Annotated in this window: 6 protein-coding genes; 4 read left to right on the plus strand and 2 right to left on the minus strand. The window is 62.3% G+C overall.

The features are described from left to right. Nucleotides 1-85: 85 nt before the first annotated feature. On the minus strand, nucleotides 86-1,081 hold the full coding sequence (locus tag NUV89_RS15960) for a D-cysteine desulfhydrase (protein WP_257782079.1): 996 nt from the start codon (nucleotides 1,079-1,081) through the stop codon (nucleotides 86-88). 167 nt (nucleotides 1,082-1,248) lie between these two features. Between NUV89_RS15960 and epsC the strand changes: the two genes are divergently transcribed. Further along, nucleotides 1,249-2,175 carry a serine O-acetyltransferase EpsC gene (gene epsC, locus NUV89_RS15965; protein WP_257782080.1) on the plus strand — a complete coding sequence of 309 codons (927 nt, stop codon included), beginning with the start codon at nucleotides 1,249-1,251 and terminating at the stop codon, nucleotides 2,173-2,175. Nucleotides 2,176-2,180: 5 nt separating this feature from the next. Here the strand turns inward: epsC and NUV89_RS15970 are convergent, their stop codons facing one another. Beyond that, nucleotides 2,181-7,259: a dermonecrotic toxin domain-containing protein gene (locus NUV89_RS15970; RefSeq protein WP_257782081.1), complete on the minus strand. Its 5,079-nt coding sequence runs from the start codon at nucleotides 7,257-7,259 to the stop codon at nucleotides 2,181-2,183. Between the two features lie 370 nt (nucleotides 7,260-7,629). Here NUV89_RS15970 and betT point away from each other — a divergent pair, with 370 nt between their 5' ends. From betT to mgrA, 3 genes are all read left to right on the plus strand, one after another. Beyond that, nucleotides 7,630-9,591 carry a choline transporter BetT gene (betT, locus tag NUV89_RS15975; RefSeq protein WP_257782090.1) on the plus strand — a complete coding sequence of 654 codons (1,962 nt, stop codon included), beginning with the start codon at nucleotides 7,630-7,632 and terminating at the stop codon, nucleotides 9,589-9,591. Nucleotides 9,592-9,914: 323 nt separating this feature from the next. After that, nucleotides 9,915-11,243 (plus strand): OprD family porin, encoded by a 1,329-nt coding sequence (locus NUV89_RS15980; protein WP_257782091.1) that lies wholly within the window; start codon nucleotides 9,915-9,917, stop codon nucleotides 11,241-11,243. A gap of 108 nt (nucleotides 11,244-11,351) precedes the next feature. Then, nucleotides 11,352-12,389 carry an L-glyceraldehyde 3-phosphate reductase gene (gene mgrA / locus NUV89_RS15985; protein ID WP_257782082.1) on the plus strand — a complete coding sequence of 346 codons (1,038 nt, stop codon included), beginning with the start codon at nucleotides 11,352-11,354 and terminating at the stop codon, nucleotides 12,387-12,389. Nucleotides 12,390-12,531 lie beyond the last annotated feature (142 nt).

Consider the following 12,531-nt stretch of genomic DNA (forward strand, 5'->3'; position numbering starts at 1 on the left):
CAATACATCTGGTGACTGACACTCCGTCTTCGCGAGCAAGCCCGCTCCCACACAAGCCCTCTCCCACATTTTGATCACTGTTCCTTCAGTTGAAGGCGGCGCCATAGGCAAACAACGCCGGCGCCCCACCGGTATGCAGGAAAATAATCGGCCCATCCTCAAACCGCTGGCGGCCGATGCCGTCCAGCAAACCGGCCATGGCCTTGCCAGTGTAGACCGGGTCCAGCAGCAGGCCTTCCTGGCTGGCCAGCAGCTTGATCGCCGCCAGGGTGCCGGCATTCGGCTCGCCGTAACGCGGGCCGAAGTACTCGTCCCAGAGGATCACCTTGAACGCCTCGGGAATCGCCACACCGAGCAACTCGGCAGTGCGTTCGGCCAAGCCTTCGACTTTCGGGCGCTGGGCTTCGTCGGTGCGCGACACGGTGACGCCAATCACCGGCAAATCCGGCAGCACTTCGCTCAACGCCAGCGCCAGGCCGCTGTGGGTGCCGGCGCTGCCGGAAGCGAGGACCACGGCGGCAAATTCAATCCCGCTGTCTTCGATCTGCGCGGCCAGCTCCAGGCCGGCCCGCACGTAACCGAGGGCGCCGAGGGCGTTGGAGCCGCCGATGGGCACCAGGTAGGGCTTCTTGCCGTTGCTGCGCAGGCGTTCGGCGAGGGCGTGGAGTTGGTCGTCGGCGTTGTCGAGGTTCTCGACCAGTTCGACCTTGGCGTCGAACAAGTCCAGCAGCAGGCGGTTGCCGTTGCCCAGGTAGTTGGGGTCTTCGGTGCCGGTGGGGTTTTCCAGCAGGGCAACGCAGCCCAGGCCAAGCTTGGCGGCCAGCGCGGCGGTCTGGCGCACGTGGTTGGACTGGATCGCGCCGGCGGTCACCAGGGTGTCGGCGCCTTGGGCGATTGCATCGGCGGCCAGGTATTCGAGTTTGCGCAGCTTGTTGCCGCCCATCGCCAGGGGCGTGGTGTCGTCGCGCTTGACGTAGATGTCCCGGCCCAGCCAGGCCGATAGCCGTTCAAGTTTTTCCAGGGCGGTGGCGCCCCCCAGCAGTTCCAGACGGTTAAAGCGGTCGAGCTGTTGTTTAATCATGGCTACGCACGGTGGCTAAGTGATGGGGCGACTATAGGCAGGCACTTTTCATCGGGCAACCGCCAATCTGCTTATGCCCGATGGTTCTTAGCATCACACCATTGGTTCTTAAGGGCGGCCCGCCTGCATACCGTAAAGTGATGGCCATTACGTCAGGAGTGAATACCGTGAGTGAGCGTTCCAGCCATTGGCAACTACAGACCATCGTCAGCCAGTTGCGCGGCGCCCGGGACCAGTGGCGAACGCGCAATGGCCGCCTGAGCGGCGAGCATGGCGGGCGCGAGTTGCCGTCGCGCGAAGCGGTGGCGCAGATCCTTGAGTCGCTGTGCGGTGCATTGTTCCCCATGCGCCTGGGGCCGGTGGATTTGCGCGAGGAAAGTGAAGACTTCTACGTCGGCCATACCCTCGATGTTGCGCTCAATGCCCTGCTGGCCCAGGCCCGCCTGGAACTGCGCTACGCCGCCCGCCAGAGCGGCCAGGATGACAGTGCGGTCGACGCCCACGCCATCCGCCTGATCCAGGACTTTGCCCTGGCCTTGCCGTCCCTGCGCAGCCTGTTGGACACCGACGTGCTGGCCGCCTACCACGGTGACCCGGCCGCGCGCAGCGTGGACGAAGTGCTGCTGTGCTACCCCGGCATCCTCGCGGTGATTCACCATCGCCTGGCGCATCACCTGTACCGCGCCGGGTTGCCGCTGTTGGCACGCATCAGTGCGGAGATCGCCCACTCGGCCACCGGCATCGATATCCATCCCGGTGCGCAGATCGGCCCGAGTTTCTTTATCGACCACGGCACCGGCGTGGTGATTGGCGAAACCGCGATCATCGGCGAGCGCGTGCGCATCTACCAGGCCGTGACCCTGGGCGCCAAACGCTTCCCGGCGGATGAAGACGGGCAGTTGCAAAAAGGCCATCCACGCCACCCGATTGTCGAGGATGACGTGGTGATCTACGCCGGGGCGACGATCCTCGGCCGCATCACCATCGGCCAGGGTTCGACCATCGGCGGCAACGTGTGGCTGACGCGCAGCGTGCCGGCCGGGGCGAACATCACCCAGGCCAACCTGCAACATGACGACGGCGCGCAAAAGTGAGGGGCTCAGGCCTCAAGTCGGGCGAGTGAAAGACGGGTCTGTTCGCGCAGCCATTCCTTGCGGCGTTCGGCCAGGTCATTGTAGATCTGGTCGTACAACGCTTCGGACATGACCTGGTCTGGCGCCACGCGATCCTCGATCTGCAACTGTTCCACCAGGCTTTTGAGGGACGCAAGCTGTTGCGCTTTCTGCGTTGGGTCAGACGCCTGGGCATAGGCTTGCTGCTCGCTGTGCAGTTGGTCGAGCAGCAGGAACTGTTGATCGTTGCTGTCCTCATTGGCCTGGTAGTCCTGGGCGTAGCGTTCCTTGAGGAAAGCTTCCCAGTACGGCTCCAGCAGCATCTGGTTGACCAGGCCGTCGCCTTCGCTCAAGGTTTTTACCGCCGTGTAGGCCTGGGCAATGGCGGCTTTCGGCACATTGGCGGTGTCGCGATAGACCATGTTGTCGCTGACCCACGGCAGTGCGAGGCGGTTCGATAGCCGCGTCTGGTAAGCCAGGTAGACGCCCACTTCGTCCACACTGCCGGGTTGGCCATTGACGACGTGGCTGGTCAGCCGCAAGCCCCGGCCGCCCTGGTCGATAGGCTTGAGGCGGTCGGCGATGTCGGCGCGCACCACATCGTTCAGCAGTTTGAGGTGCGCGGCGCCCCTGGCGAGCTGAACGAGCTGGTCCTCGCGCTCGGCCGGTGTGCGGCTGTAGAGCTGCGCCTGGTGAGCCGTGACCTGGATGCCCATTTCGGTGAAGATCTGGCTGCCGGCATCGGGGCACAGGCCAGGGAAACTGGACAGCCGGAACAACAGCTGACGCAAGGGTGCGTCGTTGTGCATGCTCGACAGCATGTAGCGCACCTGGGAGGTCAAGATCTGGCGGTTGCGTTCATAGCGCAGTTCATCGGCCGGGTCTTCGAAGAATTCCGGGGGCTCGAGTTTCTTGATGACTTCGAAAAAGCCCTGTGAGCCGTGCTCCTCTTCCAGTTCATCCCATAAGGTCACGAAGCGCTTGCGGTGGTCATCGTCCAGGTCGGCCACCCAGAAGTCGGATTCGCCCTTGGGCGGGTAGGTGCGATACGGGTCCATGCCGAACGCGATTTTATGTTCATCCCAAAGGTCGCGGGCCTGTGCGCTCAAGGTGGCGCGATCCAGTCGTGTGTACACCAGAATGAAGGCCTCGTCGGAGCGCAGCGCGACGTCTGGAATCGTGCTGATGGGGTTGCCTGTCAGGTGCAGGTGAAACAGCACGCCGCGCTCCTGCGCAAACAGCCCGACCGGCCATTCGTTGATCCCGGTGCGGGACAGGTCGATTTCGTCCAGCTCGGGCATCCTGCTGATGTCTGGCGCTCGGCCCAGCGGGTTGTCTGCCAGGTAGATCAGGCGCAGCCGCGACAGTTGCCGCAGACGGTCCACGGCGGTGTCATCCAGGACAATCTGATTGCCGCTCAGATTGATCGCCCGGAGCTGGCGCATCGTGGCAATCGGCTCGGGCAGTGCGTCCAGATGGTTATCGGAGAGGTCGAGCTCCTTCAGGTTGGGAAAGCGTTGAAGGAACGCGTTGTGCTGCGAGGTGAAGGCGCAGTCGTTCATGTACAGGTGGGTGACGTGCGTCATGTCGATGGGCAGGGTGGGCAGTTCGTGGGACCACTCCACTTCACTCAGGTCCAGGATGACGTTTTTGTCGGTAGGGCCATACTTGTCGTGCAGTTTGGTGTAGCTGTCACGCCAGGCGGCTTTGAGTTTGCGCGCCAGCCGGCGCCTGACGTTTTGTGTGACGGCTTCCAGGCGACTGTGTGCAGGCCACGGGGTGGGCGCGTTCACATAAGCGTCCAGCGCGCGCTCAAGCGTTTTGCCTTCTCGCTCTACCTGCTCCAACTGAGCCAACCCTTCTGGCGTTTCGGCACGGAGTGCAAAGTGCTTCACGCCTTGCGCGGACATTTGCGGCAGCCAATGCTTGATGCGTCCACGCAATGTCACGGGCGTGACCTCGACCCCGCGCAGGCTGCTGCTGTTGCCGCCGCCCAGCAGCGTCAGTGTCTCGGTTGGCGCGCGCGCGGGAATCGGCGGCCCGCTCAGGGTCAAGCGGCGCGCGGCGGGGGCGGCGGTTTTTTCGCTCAGCCAGGCGCGCAGCTTGTCGCCGTCGGCGAACGGTTTTTCGGCGGGCAATGCCTGGAACAGGGCGCTGTAGAAGTCCGTGGCGCCATGGATCAGGTCTCCCTGGGGGGCGAACACCCGGTACAGGCCTTTGCGGTTGCGCACCAGGATGCGCACGTGCGCGGCGTCCTCGGCGCCGACCTGGGTGCGCAGCTCGCCCCAGTAGGTGCGTTCGCGTACCTGGATGCGCAGGTTTGCCAGGCTGTCGGAGTAGATCCTGAGGGTATTGAGGGCCAGGTTTTCGGTGTGCGCCGACGGCGTCTTGGCGTAAAAAATCTGCTCGAACATGCGTGAGCTGGCGGCTTCGAAATCCAGCTCGCGGGCCTGGTTCTTTACGTCCAGCGGCAGGCGTTGTTCTGCGTTCATCACGCGCAGGTGACGGCGCCGGGTATGGCGCACCAGGTGCTGGGCGAGGCTCAGGGGCAAGTCGGGGTAGTGGTTGCGCAGCAACTGGATATTGGGGTCGTTGTTGCTCTCTTGTCGTGCGTAGACGTTGTGCGCGAGGGTGTCGCTTTGTTGTTCCACATACGCCGCCAGGTGTTCACGCAGTGCCTGCACGCGCGCCTCTTCAGGCAGTTGCTTGCCCAGCAGCCGGGCCAGTTGTTGTTCATCCAGGAACGCCACGACTTTTTCCGCCAGCCGGCCCGACATCACCTCATGGATGCTCAGGCTCAACGTATCCGCGCCGTGTGCCGTGGCGTTGCCGTAGCGACGGGGCTCGCCGCTCAAATCGCTGCGCGGATACACCAGCAGGGCCTTGTCGCGGGGCCAGCCGGCCAGTTCGGTAATCATTTGCTCGAACCAATCGGCTGCCGGGTCCAACGGTTGGCCAGCACGCAGCGTGTCCACCGTGTTGCTGATCTGCTTGTCGCTGTTGAAGCGCTTGAGTGTGTCGGCCAGCAAGGGCGGGGTCGGTTCGTTGTTGAGGTACATGTGGCGCAATGTGCCGAAGTCCACACCGCTGATTAGCCGTACCTGTTCCAGTTCGCCGGCCGTCAGGCCGTGTGTCTGCGGCCCCAGGCGCCGTAGCAGGCGGGTGTTGTTCCAGGTTCGCGGTTGTTCGCCTTCAATCACACACGCGCCGCTGCCGTTGAGCGCCACGGTTGGCCGATAGGCGTTGGCACGCTTGGGGTGGGCGAGATGGAACGCTTGGGTGGCCGGGTCGTGGCGGACTTCATAGCGCTGGTTTTCGAGCTTGGCGATCTGCTTGCCCTGGTGGTGGTGCAGGCCGTTTTCCTGCGCCACATGCTTGCTGGGCAGGCGCAGATGGATCTGTTGGTAAGGCGTCAGGTCAGGGTTCCACAAGCGGGCCTCGCCGAGGCGGGTCTGCACCGGTTTCAGCTGTTCGACAAACGGTGACAATTTCACCTTGGCGATCTCGCCGATACCGCCGCCGGCGTGGAACAGGGCGAGTTGCAACACATTGTCGGCGACCGACAGCACGTGCTCCCAAGCTTCGCGTTGCAAACCTTCGGCCCAGTCGACGATGCCTTCGAACACATCGTCGAGCATCTGGTAGGCGCTGTAGGCCAGCATCAACTCCCCCAGCACGGGGACAAAGGGCGTGGCCACCAGCAGCGCGGCGTTGAAAATGTCCGTGAGCATTTTTTCCAGGTTGTCCCACCAGGCCCAGCGCGCCATGCGGTCGGCGTAGTCGGTGGCGATGGCGATTTCCTGGGCGTCATTGAGCAGCTGGTTGAGCTTGGCCCGGTAAAGGTAGTGCCAGAGGTTGTTCTGGTTGGGGTCGTTGATACGGTTTTGCGTGTCGTCGCGCATGGCCTGGGTACGAAATTGCAGGTTGGGTGCCTCCACGGGGTCTGGGCGCCAGTTGGGGCGGCTGTCCCCGGGGCCCCTGGCATGCCAGCGCACGGTAGAGAGCAGCGCGTTGAGCTGGTAGAAGAAACGGCCACGCGCGTTGTGGGCCACGAACTGGCTGAAGAACTGTTGGTAGCTGGGGCGTGTCGCGCCCGTTGGCGGCGTGCGGTCACGCAATTGGCCGGTCAGTTCGTTGATGAATGCATGCGCGGACGGGTATTCCTTCAACGGGTGGTGCGGGTCTTCGGGGATGTACACCAGTATCCGGTTGGTGGTTGCGTCCAGCGTAATCGGGGCAATGACCAGGATACCGGTCAACCGTGTGCCCAGCAGGTCCAGGGTGTAGAGGTCTACGGGTTGCCCGGCCCATTGCAGCGGGCCTTCCCTTTGCAGCAGGGTGTGGATGAGGGCGTGACTGTCTTCGGCGATATCCTTTCTGGCCAGGGCCATCTGTGCGGCGCTGTTCAGGCCGGCCTTCAGGTTGGCGATGAGGGCGTATCGCAGGGCGACGGCGACCGCGGCGTTGTCGATGCCGAGTACGGCCCGCAGGTGTTGTTGGTAACGCGCACCGATGTCCAGATTGCGGCACAGGGTCTTGAAGGTTTCGGCGGTCAACGGTTGGCCGGTTACCGCGTGGACGAAGGACAGTATCTCGCGCTGTCCTCGCGCATCCGGCGGCGCCAGGAACGCGTAGTCGGCGAATGTTTCAGCGGCGGAAAAATTATGCAGGGCGGCTTCCAGCAGGGTGGTCGTGCGGGTGGTGACGCCGGGCTGCACATTGAATGCCCACCAAGCCAACTTGGCGGGGGCATACAGGCGGATCGAGGTGCGCAGTACATCGATGTTGCCGTAATCGCGCAGGGCGTTCTTCAGCAACGGCTCGGCGAATGCCCGGAGGTCGTTGAGCGTGGCGAGCGGCGTGTCCAGCGCATTCTGGCTGGCCCAATGGTTGCCGAGTGCCTGTTTGAACGCCCGGCGCCGGGCGGTGGCGGGCGCGTAGCGATGCAGCTCGGCGATATCGGGGGCGTGCTGCGCCAACGCCTTGAGGCGTTGTGGCGAGGTACCGGGTAACCAGTGAGGCAGCCGTTGCTGGATGAAGTCGAAATGAAGGGGTGTTTCAGACATGGCGCGATGACCTTTAGAAGGAGCCTGGGTCCTGCGATTGTGTTGAGCCCGGCCATCGAAAAACCGCACATATAGCGCGGCGTTGTACGAACAATCCGAAAAGTCTGTACTGAACGTTTTGCCAGCGCCAACCGTCATACCCATCCTTGAGCTAGTGTTGGAATTGTCTACCGCTCAGCCCTGGGATTAGTCCCGAACCGCCTATCCATGTTTAACTTGAATGCTCGTTCAAGTTAAACCCGGTGGTTCGCTGCCCGCTCACAACAGGAGGCTTACCTTTGCTGAGTCCGTTTTTTACAGCCACATCCCTCACCTTCGGGGTGCATCGTTCATGAGTGCATCGTCCACCCCACCCAGCGGCCTGGTGCGCATGAATGCGCCGGTCTTCTACTTCGCCGCCACCTTCATCCTGCTGTTCGGCTTGATTGTCATCGCGATCCCACAACAGGCCGGTGCCTGGCTGCTGGCCGCGCAAAACTGGGCGGCCAACACGGTCGGCTGGTACTACATGTTGGCGATGACCCTGTATCTGGTCTTCGTGGTGGTCACCGCGTTATCGGGCTACGGCAAGATAAAACTCGGTGCCGACCACGACGAGCCCGAATTCAGTTACCTGTCCTGGGCCGGCATGCTGTTCGCCGCCGGGATCAGCATCACGCTGTTTTTCTTCTGCGTGTCCGAGCCGCTGACGCACCTGGTGCAACCGCCCCAAGGCGCGCCGATGAACGCCGACGCCGCGCGCCAGGCCATGCAGATCCTGTTCCTGCACTGGGGCCTGCACGGCTGGGGCGTGTTCGCCTTTGTCGGCATGGCCCTGGCGTATTTCGCCTACCGGCATAACCTGCCGCTGGCGTTGCGTTCGGCGCTGTACCCGCTGATCGGCAAGCGCATCAACGGCCCCATCGGTTACGCGGTGGATGGCTTCGGCATCATCGCCACGGTGTTCGGCCTGGGCGCCGACATGGGCTTTGGGGTGCTGCACCTCAACTCGGGCCTGGACTACTTGTTTGGCATTGCCCATACGCAGTGGATCCAGGTCGGCCTGATTACGTTGATGATGGGCGCGGCGATCATTGTCGCGGTGGCCGGCGTCGACAAGGGCGTGCGGGTCATGTCCGACATCAACATGCTGCTGGCCTGCGCGCTGCTGCTGTTTGTGTTGTTTGCCGGGCCTACCCAGCATTTGCTCAACACCCTGATCCAGAACCTCGGCGACTACCTGGGCGCCTTGCCGACCAAGAGTTTCGACGTGTACGCCTACGACAAGCCCAGCGACTGGCTGGGCGGTTGGACGGTGTTCTACTGGGCCTGGTGGATCGCATGGTCGCCGTTCGTGGGCCTGTTTATCGCGCGTATTTCCCGTGGCCGTACCATCCGCGAATTCGTGTTTGGCGTGCTGCTGATCCCGCTGGGTTTCACCCTGGCGTGGATGTCGATTTTCGGCAACAGCGCCATCGACCAGGTGCTCAACCACGGCATGGCGGCGCTCGGTCAGTCGGCCATCGACAACCCGTCGATGAGCCTCTACCTGCTGCTGGAAACCTACCCGTGGAGCAAGACCGTGATCGCGGTCACGGTGTTTATCAGCTTCGTGTTCTTCGTCACCTCGGCCGACTCCGGCACCGTGGTGCTGTCCACGCTGTCGTCCAAGGGCGGCAATGCCGACGAAGACGGGCCGAAATGGCTGCGGGTGTTCTGGGGCGTGATGACCGGGCTGGTCACCAGCGCGCTGCTGTTTGCCGGCAGCATCGACTCGCTGAAGTCCGCAGTGGTGCTGACCTCGTTGCCGTTCTCGCTGATCCTGCTGTTGATGATGTGGGGGCTGCACAAGGCGTTCTACCTCGAATCCCAGAAGCAGATTGCGCAGCTGCATTCGCTGGCGCCGGTCTCGGCGTCGCGCAGGGGCCGTGGCGGTTGGCGCCAGCGCTTGAGCCAGGCGGTGCACTTCCCGTCGCGGGATGAGGTATACCGTTTCCTTGAATCGACGGTGCGCCCGGCGATTGAAGAAGTGACGGCGGTGTTTGTCGAGAAAGGCTTGAATGTGACGACGCAGCCCGATCCGGCCAACGACAGCGTCAGCCTGGAAATCGGCCACGGCGAGGAACATCCGTTCATCTACCAGGTGCAGATGCGCGGCTACTTCACGCCGTCGTTTGCCCGTGGCGGCATGGGTTCCAAGGAGCTCAACAACCGCCGCTACTACCGGGCGGAAGTGCACTTGGCCGAGGGCAGCCAGGACTATGACTTGGTGGGTTACACCAAGGAGCAGATCATCAACGACATCCTCGATCAGTACGAGCGGCATTTGCAGTTCCTGCATTTGGTGCGCTGATAGCTGGCATGTGAAATCTGCTTTTTTTGTGGAAGCGGGCTTGTGTGGGAGCGGGCTTGCTCGCGAAAGCGTCGTGTCAGTCGATGCATGTGTGACTGATACACCGCCTTCGCGAGCAAGCCCGCTCCCACATAACCCAGCTCCCACAAAAAACCTCGCAAAGCCCTGATCTACAGGGCTTTCTTAAATTTAATTTCATCCGTCGCACGCCGGTTTTGACGCGCAACTGTCATCTGTCCACCGCCTAATTGTGTGAAGCGTTTGACGCTTTCATTTCAGAACAGTGACGGAGACCGGTACCAATGAAGACGTTATTGAGCCCTATGGTGGGTGCCGCCATGGCGAGCTTTATGCTGTCCGCCCATGCCGATTTTATCGATGACAGCCACGCCGACGTGACCCTGCTCAATCGCTATCTCAACCAGCAGGGGCGTGATGTGGTGAACAGCAACGCCAAGGCCCACAGCATTCGCGATTGGGGCCAGGGGTTCGAGTTCAACTTCAAGTCCGGCTACACCGCAGGGCCGGTGGGTTTCGGCCTCGACTTGCAGGCGTTCTACGGGTTGAAGCTGGATTCCGGTGGCGACCTCAACGACAAGGATCACCAGAGCCGCTACCCCGGCAGCATGTTCCCGCTGGACAACGGCAAATCCGCCGACCAGTTCGGCGTACTCAGCCCGACGTTCAAGATGCGCTTCGCCAAGGACGAGCTGCGCGTGGGCACGCTGTACGGCAACAACCCGGTGCTGGCCAACACCGATGGGCGCCTGTACCAGCAGACCAATACCGGTGTGCAGCTGGTGTCCAAGGACCTCAGCGATTTCACCTTCACCGGTGGCGATATCTTCAAGACCAAGATCCGCAACGAAACCGGCGACCAGGGCATGATTACGGCGGGCGGCACCAAGGAGAGTGATCGCTTCCTGTTCGGCGGCGCCGACTACACCGGTATCCAGAACACCACGGTGAGCCTGTGGTATTCGAACCTTGAGGATTACTACCAGCAGTTCTTCGTGGGCGCCAAGCGGCATGACGCCTTGTCGGTGGGCGCGCTGGACACCGACGTGCGCGTGTTCCGCAGCCTGGGTGTAGGCGGTAACGCCGACGGTGAAAAAGACTACGCCGCCAGCGGTCTTTACGACGACGGTGTGAACAAGGGCCGCATCAACCAGACCACCGCCAGCCTGCTGGAAAGCTACAGCCTGGACGGCCACACCGTCGGCCTGGGCATCCAGAAAAACAGCGGCGAAAGCGACTTTCCCTACCTCGACTCCGGCCTGAACAGCGGTGACAACCGCCAGGGCCCTGGCTCAGGCGCCGACACGCCGGCACTGACCAACATGCAGTTGAACAAATTCCAGCACGCCGGCGAACGCACCTGGTTGGCGCAGTACAAATATGACTTGGGCAAGCTCGGCATCCCCGGCCTGACCTTCTCCGCGGCCTATGCCCACGGCGATGACATCCGCACCGCACAAGGCACCACCAGCGAATGGGAGCGCAACGTCGCGGTGGCCTATCAAGTGCCCACCGGCACCCTCAAAGGCCTCGGCGTGACCTGGAAAAATGCCCACGCCAGCCCGGACATTACCGGCGCGACCGTGCAGGATGAAAACCGCTTTTATGTCAGCTACGTCGTTCCACTCTGGTAGGAAATTGCTGTAAAACGGAAGGGCAGACTTAAGCGATTCAGCTGGTTAAAAGGCCTGGGAATAAGGTTATTCCCAGGCCTTATTTGCCCTAAGCCCAGAGAGGATTCGATGACGTACATTGCTGCCGAAAACCGCTATGAATCTATCCCGTATCGCCGCGTAGGCCGCAGTGGATTGGTGCTGCCTGCACTGTCCCTCGGCCTGTGGCACAACTTTGGCGACAGCACCCCGATCGACACCCAGCGCGCCCTCCTGCGCACCGCGTTCGACCTGGGTATCAACCACTTCGACCTGGCCAACAACTACGGCCCGCCGTACGGCAGCGCCGAGATCAATTTCGGCCGTTTGCTGCGCGAAGATTTCAAGCATTACCGCGATGAGCTGATTATTTCCAGCAAGGCCGGCTGGGACATGTGGCCCGGCCCTTACGGCCAGGGCGGCGGCTCGCGCAAATACATCCTCGCGAGCCTGGACCAGAGCCTGCAACGCCTGGGCGTCGACTACGTGGACATCTTCTACTCCCACCGGTTTGACGCCGACACCCCACTGGAAGAAACCGCCAGCGCCCTCGCCACCGCCGTGCAACAGGGCAAGGCGTTGTACATCGGTATCTCGTCCTACTCCGGGGTGAAAACCCGCGAAATCGCCGCCCTGCTCAAAGAGTGGAAAGTGCCGCTGCTGATCCATCAACCGGCCTACAACCTGCTCAACCGCTGGGTGGAAAAAGACCTGCTGGACACCACCGAAGAACTCGGTGCCGGGGTGATTGCGTTCACGGCATTGGCCCAGGGTTTGCTGACCGACAAATACCTCAACGGCGTCCCGGCCGATGCGCGGGTCAACCGCCCGGGTGGTGGTTCTTTGCAGGCCAAGCACTTGTCCGAAGCCAACATCGCTCACGTGCGTGCACTGAACGAAATCGCCCAGCGCCGTGGCCAGAGTTTGGCGCAATTGGCCTTGGCGTGGACGCTGCGCGACCCACGGGTGACCAGCGCGCTGATTGGTGCGAGCCGGCCGGAGCAGATCATCGAGAACGTTGGGGCGTTGAAGAACCTGCATTTCAGTGCGGAAGAGCTGGCGGAGATCGACCGGTTTGCCCAGGAAGGCGGGATCAACCTGTGGGAAAAACCATCCACTGCTGAATAAGCGGCAGGCAGTACGCGGTCAATGTGGGAGCGGGCTTGCTCGCGAATGCGGTGAATCAGTCGCTGAAGTGTTGTCTGGTCCACCGCCATCGCAGGCAAGCCAGCTCCCACAGTTTGATCTTCAGTGTGGCCGATATTTTTGG

It is taken from the genome of Pseudomonas sp. 18.1.10 (assembly GCF_024655625.1).
Classification (GTDB): domain Bacteria; phylum Pseudomonadota; class Gammaproteobacteria; order Pseudomonadales; family Pseudomonadaceae; genus Aquipseudomonas.